The organism is Actinomyces acetigenes, from assembly GCF_031296635.1.
GTDB lineage: Bacteria > Actinomycetota > Actinomycetes > Actinomycetales > Actinomycetaceae > Actinomyces > Actinomyces acetigenes.
In genome coordinates, this window is record NZ_JASPFC010000016.1 from 1 (window position 1) to 17,638 (window position 17,638).

The 17,638-nt window shown below is 67.1% G+C and carries 13 protein-coding genes; 3 read left to right on the plus strand and 10 right to left on the minus strand.

Annotated features, from left to right (window positions below; translation table 11 throughout):
* Nucleotides 1–683 (plus strand): diacylglycerol/lipid kinase family protein (locus RIV14_RS07845; RefSeq protein ID WP_428978872.1); only part of this gene is annotated, 683 nt, incomplete at its 5' end.
* Between the two features lie 42 nt (nt 684–725).
* Here RIV14_RS07845 and RIV14_RS07850 read toward each other — a convergent pair.
* From RIV14_RS07850 to RIV14_RS07860, 3 genes are all read right to left on the minus strand, one after another.
* Nucleotides 726–2,120, minus strand: coding sequence for a M20 family metallopeptidase (locus RIV14_RS07850; RefSeq protein ID WP_075371957.1), 1,395 nt, complete (start codon nt 2,118–2,120; stop codon nt 726–728).
* A 293-nt stretch (nt 2,121–2,413) separates the two neighbouring features.
* Entirely contained in the window at nt 2,414–3,973 is a 1,560-nt protein-coding gene (locus RIV14_RS07855) for an MFS transporter (RefSeq protein ID WP_075371958.1), read from the minus strand.
* Nucleotides 3,970–7,149 (minus strand): glycoside hydrolase family 2 TIM barrel-domain containing protein, encoded by a 3,180-nt coding sequence (locus tag RIV14_RS07860; protein ID WP_075371959.1) that lies wholly within the window; start codon nt 7,147–7,149, stop codon nt 3,970–3,972. Before RIV14_RS07860 ends, RIV14_RS07855 begins: the two co-directional genes overlap by 4 nt.
* A 249-nt stretch (nt 7,150–7,398) precedes the next feature.
* Here RIV14_RS07860 and RIV14_RS07865 point away from each other — a divergent pair, with 249 nt between their 5' ends.
* Nucleotides 7,399–8,385 (plus strand): LacI family DNA-binding transcriptional regulator, encoded by a 987-nt coding sequence (locus RIV14_RS07865; protein ID WP_075371960.1) that lies wholly within the window; start codon nt 7,399–7,401, stop codon nt 8,383–8,385.
* A 228-nt stretch (nt 8,386–8,613) separates the two neighbouring features.
* Here the strand turns inward: RIV14_RS07865 and RIV14_RS07870 are convergent, their stop codons facing one another.
* The 7 genes from RIV14_RS07870 to RIV14_RS07900 all read right to left on the minus strand — a co-directional run bounded on the left by RIV14_RS07870 (nt 8,614) and on the right by RIV14_RS07900 (nt 16,002).
* Nucleotides 8,614–9,471, minus strand: a complete 858-nt coding sequence (locus tag RIV14_RS07870) for a hypothetical protein (protein ID WP_256699086.1) — start codon at nt 9,469–9,471, stop codon at nt 8,614–8,616.
* A complete protein-coding gene (locus RIV14_RS07875; RefSeq protein ID WP_256699088.1) occupies nt 9,468–10,883 on the minus strand; it encodes an LssY C-terminal domain-containing protein in 1,416 nt (471 codons plus the stop codon). The genes RIV14_RS07870 and RIV14_RS07875 overlap by 4 nt, the downstream gene beginning before the upstream one ends.
* Nucleotides 10,884–11,049: 166 nt before the next feature.
* Nucleotides 11,050–11,796 (minus strand): hypothetical protein, encoded by a 747-nt coding sequence (locus tag RIV14_RS07880; protein WP_075371962.1) that lies wholly within the window; start codon nt 11,794–11,796, stop codon nt 11,050–11,052.
* A 111-nt stretch (nt 11,797–11,907) separates the two neighbouring features.
* A complete protein-coding gene (gene nrdF / locus RIV14_RS07885; protein ID WP_070662632.1) occupies nt 11,908–12,882 on the minus strand; it encodes a class 1b ribonucleoside-diphosphate reductase subunit beta in 975 nt (324 codons plus the stop codon).
* Nucleotides 12,883–13,015: 133 nt separating this feature from the next.
* Entirely contained in the window at nt 13,016–13,999 is a 984-nt protein-coding gene (locus tag RIV14_RS07890; RefSeq protein WP_309325104.1) for a hypothetical protein, read from the minus strand.
* A gap of 35 nt (nt 14,000–14,034) precedes the next feature.
* Nucleotides 14,035–14,982 carry a hypothetical protein gene (locus RIV14_RS07895; protein WP_075371964.1) on the minus strand — a complete coding sequence of 316 codons (948 nt, stop codon included), beginning with the start codon at nt 14,980–14,982 and terminating at the stop codon, nt 14,035–14,037.
* 81 nt (nt 14,983–15,063) lie between these two features.
* A complete protein-coding gene (locus RIV14_RS07900; RefSeq protein ID WP_256699115.1) occupies nt 15,064–16,002 on the minus strand; it encodes a hypothetical protein in 939 nt (312 codons plus the stop codon).
* A 221-nt stretch (nt 16,003–16,223) separates the two neighbouring features.
* Here RIV14_RS07900 and RIV14_RS07905 point away from each other — a divergent pair, with 221 nt between their 5' ends.
* On the plus strand, nt 16,224–17,495 hold the full coding sequence (locus tag RIV14_RS07905; RefSeq protein ID WP_256699092.1) for a restriction endonuclease: 1,272 nt from the start codon (nt 16,224–16,226) through the stop codon (nt 17,493–17,495).
* The last annotated feature ends 143 nt before the right edge of the window (nt 17,496–17,638 follow it).

The window sequence follows — 17,638 nt, forward strand, 5'->3', positions numbered from 1 at the left end:
CAGCCCCGCCGGACTCCCCGCCCGCCCCGGTCGCACCGGCCGACTCCCGGCAGCTGTCGGCTGAGGCGGCCCGGGCCGTGCGCACGATCCACAGGGCGACCCGCAGGGCGCATCAGTGGACCCGGCCCACACTCGGCGACGAGCACGCTTGCATGGTGGTGGCCGGGATCGGTTTCGACGCCGGACTGGTGGCCTCCACGCGCCCTGCCCTCAAGGCGCGGGTCGGCTGGGGCGCCTACGCGCTGGCGGCCATGGAGAACCTGGGCTCGCCGCGCATGGACCTGGTGCTCAGCCTCCGGGACGAGGCCGGCGCACGGCGCGTGGAGCGCCTGAGGGCCCGCAACCTGCTGGTGGCCAACGGCGGGCGCCTGCCGGCCGGGATTACCCTGCTGCCGCAGGCGCGCACCGACGACGGCATGCTCGACGTCGCTGTCATCGACACGGTGGCCGGTCTGGCGGGCTGGAGCTCGCTGGCGCGCCAGGTGCTGCCGCCCTATGCGGCGCGCTACTCCGAGTCGGGCCGCTCCCTGGGACGGGTGATGCTGCGCCGTGGAGGGGAGGTGGCCGTCCGGCTCTCGGCGCCGGCCCTGGTGGAGGTCGACGGCGACCTGCTGGCACCCACGCAGGGCATGCGGGTGCGCATCGACCCCGGGGCGCTGCTCATCCGCCGCCCGGCGGTCTGAGAGCCAACGCGACTGGGGCAGCCGGGGCGGCCTGAGCCCGCCTCACTCCTCCCAGAAGTCGGCGACGTCGATCGCCCCGCCGCTGGCCTCGAAGTCGGCGCGCACGGCCCGGCGCAGCTCGGCGTCGTGCAGCCAGTCCAGGGCGACTGCGGCCAGCCCGTAGGCGCCGTCGAGCGCGGCCGCGTCCCCGGTGGGGGCGCCGGCGGCCTCGGTCATGGCGGGGGTGTGGAGGGCGACGTCGGGCCGGTCGGTGACCTTGATGAGCGGGTGGATGCCGGGGATGCGCTGGGAGACGTTGCCGAAGTCGGTGCCGGCGGCGATCGTCTCGGACAGGACGCCGGCGGCCAGGGGGTCGCGGCCGCGCTCGCGCTGGGAGCGCACCCAGGAGGTCAACAGGGGGCCGTTGTCCCGCACGGGGACCTCGTTGCAGTACTCGGAGGTGAGGATCTCGACGCCGGTGCCGGTCATGAGGGCGGCGCCGTGGAGGAGCTCCTCGACCCGCTCGGCGATCTCCTTGAGGGTCTCGAGGTACTTGGAGCGCACCATGATGGACAGCTCGGTGCGCTCGGGGATGATGTTGGGGACCTGGCCGCCGTCGGTGATGATGGCGTGGAGGCGGTCCATGGGGAGCATCTGCTGGCGCAGCAAGCCGATGCCGGTCAGGGCCAGGGTGGCGGCGTCCAGGGCGTTGCGGCCCATGAAGGGCTGGGAGGCGGCGTGGGCCGGCACGCCGTGGAAGATGACGCGCAGGCGGCGCACGCCCAGCCAGGTCTGGTGGGTGACGTCGTGGGCGTAGGAGTGGGTCTGGATGGCGGCGTCGACGCCGTCGAGCATGCCGCGCACGGCCAGGATCTCCTTGGCCGTCGAGTTCTCCTCGGCGGGCGTGGTCTGCAGGACGACGCGGCCGGGCAGGGCGCCGGGGCGGGTGCGGGCCAGGGAGGCCAGGGCGAGGAAGGCTCCCACGGAGTTGGCGCACATGACGTTGTGGCCGCAGCCGTGGCCGATACCGGGCAGGGCGTCGTACTCGGCGAGGATGGCGATGGTGCCGACTGATTCGCCGGCGCCTCCGACCGCCGCGTCCGCGTCCCCGGCCCCGGGGATCTCGGCACGCAGGGCGGTGTCCATGCCGTAGACGCCGACCTCTGGCTCGATGCCGTGGCGGCGCAGGAGCTCGGCGACCGTGGCCACGGCGTGGTGCTCCTCGTAGCCGGTCTCGGGGTGGTCGTGGATGTCATGGGAGAGCTCGACGATCTGCGGGGCCAGCTCGGCGACGACCTCACCCAGGGCGGTGCGCAGGGCGGTGGGGGCTCCGGCGTCGTCAAGCAGGGCCGGTGCCGGGCCGACGACGCCGCGGCGCTCCTCGGTCTCAGCAAGCATGCGCTCCTGGATGGCGCCGGAGGGGACGGTGGGGCGGGTCAGGTCGTTCAGGTCGCGCATGGCTCCATCTTGGCCCAGCCGCCCCCGCTGCGGGAGCCGCCGCCCCCATCGAGGTCTTACTTTCGCCACCAGGACTGCGCTGTCCCCCAGATGGCGACGGGGAGACCCCAGTAGCCTGTAGGGAAACGCAGTCCTCGATCGGAAAGTACGTCCCCGGCGCGAACCGCAGCCACCACCCCGGCCCACCCGAGCCGCCTCCGGGCCTACTCACTGCACACGTGAGGGGGCGAGGGCGCGCCGTCGGCGTCGCCTCAGCCTCGCCCCCACCCATGAGTCGAGCCGCTCGTGCAGCCTCAGCTCGTCGAGTCCTCGCTCTCGCCAGTGCCCGCCGCGTCATCCGAGCTTCCGACGGCATCGCTACCGCCGACGGCGTCACCGGTCCGCCCCGTGGCCACGGAGCCCCCGCCGGTCGCCCCGGCGCCGACCTCCACCTCGGCCCGCGCGTCGGCCTCCTCCTTGAGCCGGGTGTTGACCTTCTCGACGTCGAGCCGCATGAGCAGGAAGAGGATGAGCGCGTTGGCCGCGAGCGGCAACCACACGTACATGACGTAGATCATCTGGATGGCGGACTCCGGCTGGACCTTGAGGTTCCCGTCGTACCCGGCGGCGGCCAGCAGCCACCCGGAGATGGCCGCGCCGAGCCCTCCGCCCACCTTCACACCGAGCGAGGTGCAGGAGAACATGAGCCCGTCGATGCGCTTGCCCGTGCGCAGCCAGGTGTTCTCCGAGGCCTCGGCGATGAGGGCGTTGAGCGTGCCCTGCAGCGAGCTCATACCCAGAGCCGCGACCCCGGAGAAGAACAGCATGAGCGCAAGGCTGTCCATGTATGCGGCCACGAGTACCCCGAGCCGCCCCAGGGTCGCGATGACATAGCCAATGATGTTGATCCGGTACATGCCGCCGAAGCGACTCACCACCAACGGCGTGATGAGGAGCCCGATCATGAGGGGAACATTGATGGACCAGGCGAAGGTCTTCAGCAGGTCCGCATCGCCCAGCACGTACTTCATGAAGTAGATGCCCATGTTGAGCATCGCCGTGAAGATCTGGGTGAGGAGGAAGACGATGAGGATGATGAGGTAGTACTTGTTGGATACGAGCATCTTGGCCGACTCACCCACCGAGAGCTTGTCCTCCTCGGGCTCCTCCTCAAGCTCCTCGGGCGGCAGCTCCTTGACCGAGAACACTGAGAGCGTGTTAACCGCCAGGCCGAGCAGCGCGTAGATGATCGCCATCGTCCGCCAGCCGACGGCGCCGCCGCCGAATAGGGCCACACCGCCCACGGTGGCGCTCTGGATGAGCAGGTTCGTTCCGAAGGCGAACATGAAGCGGATGGAGCCCATCTGCACACGCTCGGCCCCGTTGCGGGTGATGAGCGCGGTGAGAGAGGAGTAGGCGATGTTGTTGGCCGTGAAGAAGACGGCATTGAGCAGCGTGTAGGCGATGAAGAACCAGGCGTACTTAGCAGTGTTCCCCAGACTCGTGGGGATCGCGAAGATCGCGATGATCAGGATGGCACAGCCCACGAACCCCCACAGCATCCACGGGCGAGCTTTACCCATCCGGGTGTTGGTGTGGTCCAGCAGCGTCCCGAAGATGAGGTCGGAGAATCCGTCGAAGATGCGGGAGACCATCAGAAGCGTGGCGACGACGCCCGCATCCAGCCCGACGGTGTCCGTCAGGTAGATCATGACGAAGGAGGTCAGCAGGACGTAAACGACGTTGCCGGCGACGTCGCCCGATCCGTAGCCCACCTTGTTGTACCACCTCAGGTACTTCCTCTCACTGGCCGCCTCCAGGCCGCTTCCTGCGGTGGGGGCGCCGACCTTCTTGGCGGCGGACTCGCTGCTCATGGCTTCACCTCGTTGTGAGTGCTGGTGTGGGTGATGAGGGGGTTGAGCAGGAGATGGAGCTCCATCCCCAGCTCCTGGCTGTCGACCTGGTAGCGGGGCCGCAGGGCGGGCCCACAGCTGTTGGATCCGATGCCGGCCATGGCGGCATCCAGGCACAGGACGGTGCTGCCCGACGGCGTCAGCTCGGTGTTGCGGCGCCGCGCGGCCAGCTCCTCCTGCGTGTAGCGGGAGGCGTTGAAGGAGAAGGGGGTCGGCCCGACGGCCGCCAGGCTCAGCCCGCCTCCGGAGAGGAGGACCTTGTTGCAGTCGGCGTGGCTGCCGTTCTCCTGGGGCCTGATGTAGTCCTCGTGGAGGTCGACGACGTCGGCGCTGAAGGCCCCGTGGTAGCTGGCGCGGTGCTTGTCGACGTAGCTCTCCTGCGGTCCCAGTCCGTAGTAGTCGACCTGGCTCATGGACTCGGGCAGGAAGAGGCGCAGTCCCAGGCGCGACAGGCTGGGGAAGCCCAGTGTCCGGCGCAGTCGCAGGCTCAAGCTCAGGACGCCGTCGTCGGTGAGGGTCCAGACGAGCCGTCCACGCAGGGCCGGCTGGACCGAGGGCGCCACGAGGCCGACGTCGGCACTGACGGTGACCCGCCCGGGCTTCTCGTCGACGTCGACGCCGTAGGCGCGGGCCGCGGCCTGGTGGTAGTGGGCGCGCTCCCACTCCAGGCGCGCGTGGCGGTCGTTGTCGGTGGGTGCCCGCCAGATGTTGAGCTCCACCGGGCGCTGAAGGAGCTCGCGGTCCTCCGAGGACAGGGACACGGGCAGGCCGGTGCGCGTGTCGATGGCGCAGCTGAGCCCGTCACTGTCAACCTCGATCCGGGTGCCCTCCCGCCTGACCGGCAGGCGGGTCTCGCCGATGGGGCGGTCGGCGAGCGCGGCGACCCACCGGTGGCGTCTGTCGGCGTTGCGCAGGGCGATCTCGTCGAAGCCCAGGATGTGGCCGGCGGCCCGCAGCGTGTCGGGGCGGGCGAGCCGGTAGGTGACCAGCAGGTGGCAGCGCCCGGTGGGCGGGACCTTCGGTTCGCAGCGCAGCATGACGCTCGTGTGCGGTGGGACGGGCTCCACCAGGTCGAGGTCCTCGCGGTCCACGACGACGCCGTCGCAGCGCACCTCGTAGGAGATGCGCAGGTACTGGGACAGGTCAGTGTGGTCGAGGTCGTTGTGGATGGTGAGCAGGCCCTCCTCCTGGTCGTACTCGACGACGCGGGCGGGGCGCTGGACGTTCTTGAGCTCGGCCAGGCCGGGGTGGGGGACGCGGTCGGGCGAAACGAGCCCGTCGACGCAGAAGTTGCCGTCGTGGACGGCCTCGTCGTGGTCGCCGCCGTAGAGCTGGATCGGCCGGCCATCCTCGCTGGTCCCGGCGGTGACCGCATGGTCGCACCACTCCCACACGAAGCCGCCGCACATGCGCTCGTCGGCCCGGATGATCTCCCAGTAGTCCTCGAGGTCGCCGGGGCTGTTGCCCATGGCGTGGCAGTACTCCACGAGGATGAAGGGCTTGTCGGGGTCGGAGTCCAGGTAGTCGCGGATCTCCTCGATGGCCGGGTACATGCGGCTGTACAGGTCGATGCAGGAGTAGTCGTAGCGGCGCTTGGAGTCCCGGTAGTAGGAGCTCTCGTAGTGGGTCAGCCGCGTGGGGTCGAACTCCTTGGCCCAGAAGAGGGCCGCCTCGAGGGTGCAGCCGTAGGAGCACTCGTTGCCGGCGGACCAGGAGATGATGCTGGGGCGGTTCTTCTCGCGGTGGACGCACAGCCTCATGCGGTCGACGGTGGCCTGGGTCCACTCGGGGTTGTCGGCGATGGGCTCGTTCCAGTGCTCGACCTGGTTGTCCCAGGAGGGGTCGGCCAGGAAGCGGCTCTGGGTGCCGTGGCTCTCGTTGTCGGCCTCGGACATGACGTAGAAGCCGTGCTCGTCGCACAGCTGGTAGAAGCGCGGGTCGTTGGGGTAGTGGGAGCTGCGCACCGCGTTGATGTTGTGCTCCTTCATCAGGCGCAGGTCCCACAGCATGTGCTCCAGGTCGACGACGGGTCCGGTGACCGGGTCGGAGTCGTGCCGGTTGACGCCACGCAGGGTGATGGGCCGGCCGTTGAGGTGCACGACGGCGTCGCTCACCGCGACCTCGCGGATGCCCACCCGGTCGGTGATGACCTCACCCGGCGTGGTGATGACCAGGGTGTAGAGGTAGGGGTCCTCGGCGCTCCACAGGTGGGGGGCCTCGACGGTGAGCCGGGCGCGGTGGGTGTAGCCGTCGTCGCCGGCGAAGGGCTCCAGCTCGCCGGCGGCCACCACGGCGCCGGCGTGGTCGATGAGCTCGACGCAGGTAGGGACGGCCCCGCCCCGGTAGGCGCCCTGGATCCTGACCAGGGCGGTGGCTGGGGCGGCGTCGAGGCCGGTGCCGGCCAGCGGGCCGAGCGAGGTGGTGGTGACGTAGTCGAACAGGACGGCGGCCGGGCGGCTCAGGAGGTAGACGTCGCGGAAGATGCCGCTGGTGCGGAACTTGTCCTGGTCCTCCAGGTAGGTGCCGTCGCACCACTTGAGCACCAGGACGGCCAGGCGGTTGGCGCCGGGGCGGACGAGCTCGGTGACGTCGAACTCTGCGGAGGCGTGGGAGACCTGGCTGTAGCCGACGTAGGTGCCGTTGAGCCACACGTAGAAGCAGGAGTCCACGCCCTCGAAGGTCAGGTAGGTGCTGGGGGCAGCGGGGTCCGGGGTGTAGTCGAAGTCGCGGATGTAGGCACCGCAGGGGTTGTCCTGGGGGACGTAGGGCGGATCGAAGGGGATGGGGTAGCGGACGTTGGTGTACTGGTGGTGGTCGTAGCCCAGGTGCTGCCAGGTGCTGGGCACCTGAATCATGGTGAAGCCCTCCGGGAGGCGGACGGGGGTCGCCTGGCCCGGCTCGTCGCCGTCGACCGTGGCGGCGGGGGCGCCCTGCTCCCAGAAGGGCTCGGTCAGCTCGTGGATGCTGGGCAGGTAGCGGAAGGCCCACTGGCCGCTGAGCAGGTGGAAGCGGTCGGAGTCCTCCCGCCTCCAGGGGCTGGTGGCGATGGGACGGGATGCGGGCACGTAGTAGGAGCGTGGCGGCAGCGTGTGTTCGTGGAGGACATCGAGGTCCTCGAAGTGTCTCGGAACGATCATTGTTCGGCTCCCCAGGGGGTTGACGGGAACAGAGGACGCGCAGCAGTGCAACGTCTGCGTGGTGACGTTAACATACTAGATGGGAGCCCACTTCGCTAGACATATCACCGACAATTCCTAGGTTCATCACTCCCTGAGGAGGATCATTGTGATAACGTCACCACAACGTCAGGATGTGGAAACCCCTGACACTCCTGATAGCCTCTCGCCATGCCAGGGCAGAGCCGGGGCGCGCAGGGAGCGCCGTCGATGAGCGACGTGGCCCGCCTGGCGGGAGTCTCCGCTCAGACGGTGTCCCGCGTGGCGGCGGGCTCGGAGCACGTCCGTCCCGACACCCGCGAACGGGTCCTGCGCGCGATGAACCAGCTCGGCTACTCCCCCAACCGCGCCGCCCAGGCCCTGCGCCGCGGCTCCTTCAAGACGATCGGCGTGCTGACCCAGCAGATCCAGCGCACCGGGGAGGCCCTGACCACCGCGGGCGTGCTGGAGGCCGCCACCGCCGTCGACTACGCCGTCAACCTCGTCCAGGTGGAGCACCCCGCCTCCGAGGAGCTGCGTGAGGCCGTCTACCGGCTCTCCCACCAGGCCATCGACGGGCTCGTCGTCGTGCAGGCCGGGCGGGCGGGGCGCGAACAGCTGGCCCTGCCGCCCTCGATGCCGGTGGCGGTCTCGGACTCCACGCTCGTGGACTACTACCCCTCGGCCAGCGCCGACCAGGTCGGCGGGGTGCGCAACGCCATCACGCACCTTCTGGAGCTGGGGCACCGCACCGTCCACCACGTGTGCGGGCCCGAGGACTCCCAGTCAGCCCTCATCCGCAAGGCCACCTGGGCCAGGACCCTGCGGGAGGCCGGCAGGAACGTCCCTGAGGCGGTGACCGGCGACTGGGAGGCCGCGGCGGGCTATGAGGCCGGCCTGCGCCTGGCCGCGGACCCGGAGGTGACGGCCGTCTTCTGCGCCAATGACGAGCTGGCCCTGGGACTCATCCGGGCCATGCACGAGCAGGGCAGGCAGGTTCCCGCCGACGTCTCGGTGGTCGGCTTCGACGGCCTGGCCGTGGGCGAGTATACCTTCCCTCCGTTGACCACCGTGCGTCAGGACTTCAAGCGGCACGGCCGCGAGATGGTGAGCCTGGTGCTGGAGCAGGCGGGCTCCGGGATCCGGGACGGCGGCCGCAGCGTCATCATCCCCACCGAGTTCCTCGTGCGCGGCTCGACCGCCCCGCCGGCCGCCTGAGCGCGGCGCGACGCCGGCTCCGGCCCGGGCCGGCTCGCAGCCCGCCCCGAGTCGGCCTACTGCACGAGGGTGGGGATCTACTAGTCAAGGGTTGTGCGTACTGCACGAAGGCCCCACCTACCCGAAGTGCACCCGACCCTCCTCCAGTAGCACCCGACCCTCGTGCAGTACAGGCCAGTCAGCGCCCGGCGTCGGCCCGGCCCGGCCTGCGGCTCAGGCGTCCTCGTCTCAGCCGGCCTGCGGCAGGAGGATGGAGGCCCCCAGGGCGAAGGGGTAGCCGGGCTTGAGGATGCACTGGACGACTGGCTGCGCCATCTCCAGGACGCTGTCGGCGTCAAGCCCCTCCTCGCCGTTGGGGCCGGCCTCGGCCACGAGGTCGGAGTAGGGGATGGTGAGGTCGAGCAGGGCCATGCCGTCCTGGTGGGTGGCGGAGTCCCAGGCGCCGCCCTCCATCTCCTGCAAAGTCCCCAGGTGGAAGCTCATGACGCCGTGGTCGTCGACCTGCGCGGGCACGGACAGGATGTGGTGCGGCTCGGGGTCGCGCGGCGCACGCAGGGTGAACAGGATGATGCCGCCGTCGCGGGCGGCGCGCAGCATGACGCGGCCGATGTGGATGCCGAAGCCGACGATGTCGAAGACCCCCTCCATGGCCTCCGCGTAGCCCAGCGGCGCCTCCAGGGGGATGGGGGCACCATCGCCAGGGTCGTTGATGGCGCGGCGGCCCGACGGCGTGGCCGCCTTGAGCAGCAGGAGGCGGCCGGAGTCGGTGAGGACGCCGGTCTCGACGCGCTCCTGCCACCCGGCCGGGGCCTGAGCGGGGCCGGGCTCGGACTCCACCAGCCCCATGCCCAGGACGGTGGACAGGTCGGTGTCGTCAGCGGGCCGGTGCCAGGTGATGGTCGCGTCGTCGTGCCAGATGGGCAGGACCCCGTTGAAGGGGATGCCGAAGCGCACGTGCTCGCGGTCGCCGTCGACGGGACGGGACTTATCGACGTGACTGACGTGGCTGGTGCGCCGGCCGGACAGACTCGCCGGCTCCGCGCCGCCGGCGCCATTGTCCTGCGGCCCTGCCAGGTACTCGCTCATGAACCCAGCCTAACTGCCGCCCGCTCACCCCGTGCGCTCGCGCGGCCGGCAAGACGCTCCTCCTTGCGGGCGCGCTCCCACTGGTGGACCTGCCGGGCCGAGAGCGCCAACAGAGCCAGGACCTGGAGCGCACTGGTGACGACCAGGCCGACAGTCGCCTGCCGGACCCCAAGGCTGGAGACCTGACCCATGTCAGTGACAATGCCCAGGACGAGGGTCGCCATGAGGGCGATGCGGCCGCGCGGGTGCCCGTGCCAGGCCGCCACTCCCAGGGTGGCAGTCAGGATCGTCAGTCCGGCGGACACCGTGGCGATGAGGGCGACGACGGCGGTGACCACCCCCGGGTTCTCCTCGGGGATCGGGGCGGTCTCCAGCACCTGGGTGATGTCGATGCGGGCGACGCGCAGAATCTCGACCGCCACCATGAGCCCGATGAGCACCAGGGCGATGACGAGCTGGCTGGGGCGGCGCCGTCGGGCTTGGAGGTCGGCCAGGCGGGCCTGCTGCAGGGAGAGGCCGGCGTCGGACCCGGGGACGACCTCGTTGAGGTCGAGCACGTGGAGGGCGCCGTCGGTGACCACCCGGTCCCCTCCCCCGTTCTTGTCGTGGTAGGAGGTGAAGAAGTCCGGCCAGATCTGGAGCTCGGCGGTCTCGTTGGCCCAGCGGACGTCGTCGACGACGTAGTTGCGCTCAATGTCGATGTCGGCGTCGATCTTGTGGGTGACCTGCAGGGTGAGGACGCTCAGGCCGACGGCGCGGTCGTAGGTGGCGGCGGCCAGCCAGTCCACGTGCCCGCCGCCGGGCAGCGACCAGCCGGGCGGGCAGTACCAGAAGCGGACGTGGTGGCGCTGGGCGGGGTTGCCCTCGACCTCCTTCTGGTAGGCGAAGCTCTGCTTGCGTCCGAAGAGCATGAGGTTGGAGACGGGGGCGGCCGGGTAGGAGCGGCGCAGCAGCGAGGAGACGATGATGCGCCAGGAGGAGCGCAGGGTGATGGGGTCGGCACGCACCCAACCGGCCGCGATCATCGCCTCGTGTATGTCCTCCTCGTCGCCCTTGACGGCGAGGTTGACGGGGTCGCCCAGGAGCCCGTCGGGGGTGCGGGTGCGGCCGATGAAGTAGTCGGGGACGTAGAGCCAGGTGAGGACCTGGTGGAGGCGCGGCAGGGCGAGGTAGGCCAGGACCGCCCAGAACAGCAGCGAGTTGACCACAAGCACCGCATTGAGGTGCCAGCCTGAGCCGATGAGCAGCCAGGCCAGCCACAGCGTGGCGACGGCGGCGATGGCGAAGAAGACGGCGTCGAGGACGTCGTCGACGCTCCAGGAGCGGGCGTCGACCTCCGACATCTTGGACGGTCCGTCCCGGTAGACGGGCGGCGCCGTCGGACGGGGGCGAGTCACCTCGGATGACGTCATGACAGCACGTTACCGAATGCCTTCGACGCCGGAGGCGGCCCTACCGTCATAAGCCACCCCCCTCACGCGCTGCCGCGCCCTTCGTTCCTGTGGAACGGAGGGCGCGGCAGCAGGGGAATACCATCGGCGGGATTCTCGAGGCCGCCGAGGAGACAGTGCTATGAGATCACTTGAGTACGAGGTCCTGGGTGTCGGAGTAGGCCGCGTACTGCTTGCCGGACTGGGTGCCCTTTCCGGCTGCACGGTCGTAGGCAATGCTGGTGGTGCCCTCGGAGAAGGGCTTCAGCTTGGTCGAGTCCGACACGGCGATGTAGGCGAACCAGCCCTCAACGTGAGTGGAGCCGGCGTCCTCGGTGTCAATCACGTCAAGACCGTCGTCCTTCAGGTCGTCGGCCACGTTTGCTCCGTACTGAACCGTCTTGGGCTTGGATGATGTTTTGTCCTGGAGCGAGGTGGAGTCTGAGAGCGTGCTGCTGTAAGCGATGTCTCCGTTGAAATCGAGCGTGCAGTGAAGCAGGTAGACGGTGTCTGTCTTACCTTTCTGCTTGAGCTTCGGTGCGGCGTAGTCCTCGACCACCTTGTCGCAGGTCTGGGTGAGACCGATCTCCTCGTCCTTGAAGGTCACCGGCTTGATGTTCTGAATGGTGGAGCCGGACTTGGTGGTCTCACCACTCTTGCTCTTGGAGTCCTTGGAGTCCTTGTCATCTTTGGAGCCCTTGGAGTCCTTGTCTTCCTTGGCATCCTTGGAGTCCTCGGAGGGGGATGCATCCGAGTCGTCCGAGTCCGCCTTGGCGGAGGCCGACGAGGAGGCGCCGGCCGAGGGCTGAGAGACCTCCTGCTCATCGCAGGCGGACAGTCCGACAGCCATGGCAAGGGCGGCGGCAACGGAGAGGACTTTGACAGAGGAGCGCATGGGGATTCCTTTCTGGCACGCTGGGAATGGCGAAAGTGTGCGCCATGCGCGAGCCCTCTGCCATGGGGAGGCCGCCCGGGGGAGCACTCCCCGTCTCCACCTACCTGCCCCTCAGAAGTCCCAGTCCTCGTCCTGGGTGGCTTCGGCCGTGCCCATGACGTAGGAGGAGCCCGAGCCGGAGAAGAAGTCGTGGTTCTCGTCGGCGTTGGGGGACAAGGAGGCGAGGATCGCCGGGTTGACGTCGACGGCGTCGGCCGGGAACAGCGCCTCGTAGCCCAGGTTCATGAGGGCCTTGTTGGCGTTGTAGCGCAGGAACTTCTTGACGTCCTCGGTCAGGCCGAGCTCGTCGTAGAGGTCCTCGGTGTACTGCTCCTCGTTGTCGTAGAGCTCCATGAGCAGCTCGAAGGTGTAGTCCTTGAGCTCGGCCTGACGCTCGGGGGAGGACTCGCGCACGGCCAGCTGGTACTTGTAGCCGATGTAGTAGCCGTGGACGGCCTCGTCACGGATGATGAGGCGGATGAGGTCGGCGGTGTTGGTCAGCTTGGCGTGGCTGGACCAGTACATGGGGGCGTAGAAACCGGAGTAGAAGAGGAAGGACTCCAGCATGGTGGAGGCGACCTTGCGCTTCTCGGGGTCGTCGCCGCGGTAGTAGTCCAGGATGATGTGGGCCTTGCGCTGGAGGTTCGCGTTCTCCTCGCTCCAGCGGAAGGCCTCGTCGATCTCCGCCGTCGAGATGAGGGTGGAGAAGATCGAGGAGTAGGAGCGGGCGTGGACCGACTCCATGAAGGCGATGTTGGTGAGCACCGCCTCCTCGTGGGGGGTGCGGGCGTCCGGGATGAGGGAGACCGCGCCGACCGTGCCCTGGATCGTGTCCAGCAGCGTCAGGCCGGTGAAGACGCGGGTGGTCATGTTCTTCTCGGCCTCGTTGAGGGTGGCCCAGGACTGCACGTCATTGGACAGCGGCACCTTCTCGGGCAGCCAGAAGTTGCCGGTGAGGCGGTCCCAGACCTCGAGGTCCTTGTCGTCGGTCAGGCGGTTCCAGTTGATGGCCTGGACGCGGTCGACCAGCTTGATGGGCTCGTGCATCAGTTCCTCCCGGGGTTTGGGTGATCCGGCCTCATGCTACCGACGACGACGACGGCCGGCAGTGTCGCCCGACCGATCGGGACTGTGGTGCCCGCCGCGCTCCCTTTGGTCCGGTCCGACGCCGTCGCTACCGTCACGACGAGGAGGCCGCGGCCTGCCGGGCGGCGGAGAGGATGGCAGCTGCCTTCTCAGGCGGGTCGCCCTGACCAAGCACGTCACCCGACTGCATGTCGAAGACGACCTCCTCAAAGTCCTGATCGCCGTCCAGCGCGGTGGTCAACTCGACCCTCTGAAGCACCTGATTCCCCAGGACGGCCGCCAGAACTGGGGCAGCCGCAGCAACATCCACACCCTTCCCGTCCTCACCGAGCCCTCGCACGGTCAGCTGAGTCACCTGGCTGACGTCGTCGTGCGCATTCAGAATTACCGTCGCATGAACTCGCCTATCTGCCGGGATGGCATCGATAACACGCTTGATCGGAACGGATGTGAGATCCACTCCTTGAGAATGCGTGATAAAACAATAGGATCCACCCACAAAGTAGTCCTGCTCGGTCTGGAGCGAACCAATCCCCACAATCGGCGACGTCGGCGGCAGGATGGCATTGTTAGGAAGGCTTGTTCCGTTCTGATAGTCGAGAGTGATTCTCTCTTTGGAGATGCCCACGTGCTCCAGGTCGGAGGAGACCACCTTCATGGCAGCCAGTACAGCTTTCTCAGAGTCATCCATTGGCAGGTGACAGGCCATCGACGTCACACCCTGATCCCATCTGACATCAAGATCCACCTTGTCAGAATCAACCAGATTCACTACCTCGTTTCGTGCGTTGCGAATGATTGCGAGGACTGCATCCTGCCCGGGATCACCCTTGAGGTTGACGACCACATCCCAGCGATCATCCGACACGAAGTCTGAGTCAACATGCACCTCGACAGACGTGACACCATCAAGACCGGATAGATACTTGCGCACCTTCCTCTTCTTCTTACTGAGAGCCGGAGCGAAAGGTGAACACCCGCCCACCCCGAAAGCAAGAGACACTGCACCCAGTGCCAGCACCTCACGACGTCGAACACTCATCGACCTCACTGCCCTTCCCTTGATGATGTCTGGCATGTGCTCAGACAGAGACGCCCTCGAGTTCGGACCCATCAGGATGCCGAGGCAACCATTTGCTGGGCCGCGGCAAGGATGGGCGCACCCTTCTCAGGCGGATCTCCCTGGCCGACCACAGTGCCGGACTTCATGTCAAAGCCAACCACCCTGGGCTGGACCTTGCTTTCCACTGAGGTACTCAGCTCCACCCGCTGAAGCACCTGGTTGCCGAGGACTGTGGCGAGAACCGCAGCGTCGGCCTGAACATCCTCATCCTGCCAGTCATTGACCCATTTCTTGAATATGAGACGGGCCTGGTGACTGTTATAATCCTCCGCCTCCAGGCTCAGGACCGCTCCGTACCGTTTGTCGGAAGGAATGGCTTCCAGCGCACGCTTGATCGGCACAGATGTGAGGTCCTTACCCTTGGCATGGGAGATAAAGCAGTGAGACCGTCCAACCAGGATACTCTGCTCGACCCTCAGGGACCCGAGGCGCAGCACCGCAGAGGTGGGCGGCAGGATGAAATCATCCGGGAGAGTCTCAGTAGTCCGGTACTCGAAGGAAATTCTTTCCTCCTCGATCTGGACTCGCTCCATGCCGGGTGACAACACCTCCACCGTGGCGGAGGCAGCCTTATCGGCATCCTTCATCGGCAGGTAGCAGAAGACGGAGGTCTTCCCCTTGACCCAGGAGACAACCATCCTCACCTCATTGGCCCCGGTCAGGTTCAGCACCTTGGCGTAGGCGTCCCGCACAACTGTCGCAACCGATTCCGCGGACGGATCGTCCTTGAGCCGCACATCCACGGTCCAACGATCCGGCTCTGTGAACTCCGGGTGCACCTCTACCCGCGCGGACGCCACGGCGTCGAGCCCGGAGAGGTACTGATGCACCTTCCGCTCCCGCCTCTTGCGCGCCATGGCCATGGGCGAGCACCCGGCCACTGCGAAAGCAAGAGACACGAGGCCGAACGCCAGCGCCTCACGACGTCGAGCATTCATCAGACCCCACTCCGTTGCGTCAAGAACTCCTGCCGCACTCTCCTGTCACAGGGAACCATCAGATTCACACTCCCGTCACGACTAAGAAGCGGACTCCCGGGCTGCTGCCCGAACCTTCGCACCCTCTTCAGGAGGGTATCCGGCATCGAAGGTACCCGCATCCATCTGGAAGCGCACGCCTTCCGTCCCGCCAGAACTCTGGTCCGACACGGTCGAGACGTAAAGCGACTGAAGCGCCTGATTCCCTGAGACGATATTGAGCACTTTCGCTGCCGCGGCGACATCGAGGCCATCCGACACCGTCCCAAAAGCAGAAACCTCGAGTGTTGGCTTCTCATACACATGAGAGTCGTCCGTCAATTCAACTCTGGCCTCCTTCCGATACTTTGAATCGATGGCATCCACTACCTCGCGGAGCGGAACAGAACTGAAGTCAGTAGTGTCGGCATTAACCTTAACAGTCATGCCACCAAGATCAAAACTGTCATCCACACCAACGCCGGATCGTGGCATCATAATCACATCATCCGGAAACTTCTTTACTTCGCCTCGATTCACCGAGATATGACGACCTCCACCATCCATGGACTTCAGGCTGGGCTTCGCCAGATCCCGAAGATAATCGAGCGCCGCCTCATTCGGCTCGTTCTCCGAGAGAGACCACGACACAGAGGCGCCATTCTGCTTCCAGGACGCCGACAGTCTGACGTAACTCCTCCCCACAGCCTCTTTGACCAGACGATAGGCGTCTTTGAGGACAGCGAGAGTCTCTTCTCGCCCGGGATCATCGTTGAGAACGATCAGGACCGTCCAGGAGTCACCTATTTCGAAATTGTATTCCACCTCCGCGTTCACTGACTTGACGACATCGAAGCTCTTCAAGGACCGCTTGATCCGACGGCGAGCCTGGATATTTCCCGGGGTCAGCGACCCACAGCCCGACATCGCCAGCAGCGCCAAAACTCCGGCGCCGACCAGAATCGTGCGCCTCGGGAGGCCCTTTCCTCCCACCAGCCCCATCACAACCGGACCGATTCACCCGGACGCGCCAGGAAGAGCGCGGTGAACAGGAAGCGGAGGATGTTGCGTCGACGATAAGCCATGGTGCCACCTTAGGTCCTCGCTCCGACGCACGGGATGGGGATCGTTCCCCTGCCCAGCCCGCGCGGCTCCGACACAGTCCTGTCACGCGTGGTCTCATGACGGCAGCACCCCACCTTTCTCACCGTATGCTTCTCCCCGTGAGTCAGTCGCGCATCAAAGTGATCCTGGACGGCCTGTACTTCGACACGCGGACGCAACGAGGCAAGGGCACGGCCTTCGAGCGCCTGGTGCGGCAGTTCCTTCTCACGGATCCGCGCTACGCGGAGCGCTTTGACGAGGTGTGGATGTGGAGCGACTGGCCGGAGCGGGGCGCGCGCCCGGACCGCGGCATCGACCTGGTGGCCCGCGAGCGCGAGACCGGCGAGCTGTGCGCCGTCCAGTGCAAGTTCTATGACCCCGACACGGGCGTCATCACCAAGGGAGACGTCGACTCCTTCCTGGCGGAGTCGGGGACGGGAGAGTTCACCTCCCGGCTGTTCGTGTCCACCACGGAGCACTGGAACTCCGCTGCGGAGGAGACGGTGTCTCGTCAGGCCATCCCGGTCTCCCGGATCGGCCTGGAGGACCTGTTCAACTCCACGATCGACTGGGACTCCTTCAGCCTGGAGACCCCCGAGGTCATGGTTCGCACCGGTGGCAAGAGCCTGCGCGAGCACCAGAAGCGAGCCCTGGACGCGGTGACTACCGGACTGTCCACGGCGGACCGGGGCAAGCTCATCATGGCGTGTGGCACCGGCAAGACCTTCACGTCTCTGCGCATTGCGGAGGCCATGGCGGGCTCCGGTGGTCGGGTCCTGTTCCTGGTGCCCTCCATCGCCCTGCTGTCGCAGACGCTCATGGAGTGGAGCGCTGAGTCGGAGGTGCCGCTGCGCTCCTTCGCGGTCTGCTCGGATACGAAGGTCGGCAAGGGTCGCAAGCGCACCAGCCTGAGCGAGGACATCTCGGTGGTGGACCTGGCGATCCCAGCCACCACGGACGGCGCGGCGCTCGCCAACCGCTTGACGCGCCGTCCAGCCCCGGTCAACGGGACGGCCCCGATGACGGTGGTCTTCTCCACCTACCAGTCGATTGACGCCGTCGCCCAGGCCCAGAAGCTCGGCGCCCCCGGCTTCGACCTGGTGATCTGCGACGAGGCCCATCGCACGACCGGCGCCACCGCCTTGGGCACGGATGAGTCCGCCTTCGTCCGCGTCCACAACGTCGACTACATCCACGCCTCCAAGCGCCTCTACATGACGGCGACTCCCCGCATCTATGACGACTCGACCAAGGCTCGCGCCGGTCAGAGGAACGCGATCCTGGCCTCCATGGACGACGTCGAGACTTACGGTGAGGAGCTGTTCCGCCTGGGCAGCCGCACTAGGGACCATCTTCGCAACTGTACTTACCGCGCTGAACTTAAGACGTGAGGCTCGGTGGCGGCGCGAAGACGAGAGACAAAGAAGTGAAGACGAGAAACGGAAGCAAGCGGTGCGCATCACTGCCTGGATTCCGACCGACCAGAAGTCGGGGCATATAAAAGAAGAACATTATATGCATCAGCAATCAATCC

Coding starts and splice junctions, on each gene's coding strand:
- RIV14_RS07895 (WP_075371964.1), bottom strand. CDS start 14,982: ATGAATGCTCGACGTCGTGAGGCGCTGGCGTTCGGCCTCGTGTCTCTT.
- RIV14_RS07865 (WP_075371960.1), top strand. CDS start 7,399: ATGAGCGACGTGGCCCGCCTGGCGGGAGTCTCCGCTCAGACGGTGTCC.
- RIV14_RS07850 (WP_075371957.1), bottom strand. CDS start 2,120: ATGCGCGACCTGAACGACCTGACCCGCCCCACCGTCCCCTCCGGCGCC.
- RIV14_RS07855 (WP_075371958.1), bottom strand. CDS start 3,973: ATGAGCAGCGAGTCCGCCGCCAAGAAGGTCGGCGCCCCCACCGCAGGA.
- RIV14_RS07880 (WP_075371962.1), bottom strand. CDS start 11,796: ATGCGCTCCTCTGTCAAAGTCCTCTCCGTTGCCGCCGCCCTTGCCATG.
- nrdF (WP_070662632.1), bottom strand. CDS start 12,882: ATGCACGAGCCCATCAAGCTGGTCGACCGCGTCCAGGCCATCAACTGG.
- RIV14_RS07900 (WP_256699115.1), bottom strand. CDS start 16,002: ATGGGGCTGGTGGGAGGAAAGGGCCTCCCGAGGCGCACGATTCTGGTC.
- RIV14_RS07890 (WP_309325104.1), bottom strand. CDS start 13,999: ATGCCAGACATCATCAAGGGAAGGGCAGTGAGGTCGATGAGTGTTCGA.
- RIV14_RS07875 (WP_256699088.1), bottom strand. CDS start 10,883: ATGACGTCATCCGAGGTGACTCGCCCCCGTCCGACGGCGCCGCCCGTC.
- RIV14_RS07870 (WP_256699086.1), bottom strand. CDS start 9,471: ATGAGCGAGTACCTGGCAGGGCCGCAGGACAATGGCGCCGGCGGCGCG.
- RIV14_RS07860 (WP_075371959.1), bottom strand. CDS start 7,149: ATGATCGTTCCGAGACACTTCGAGGACCTCGATGTCCTCCACGAACAC.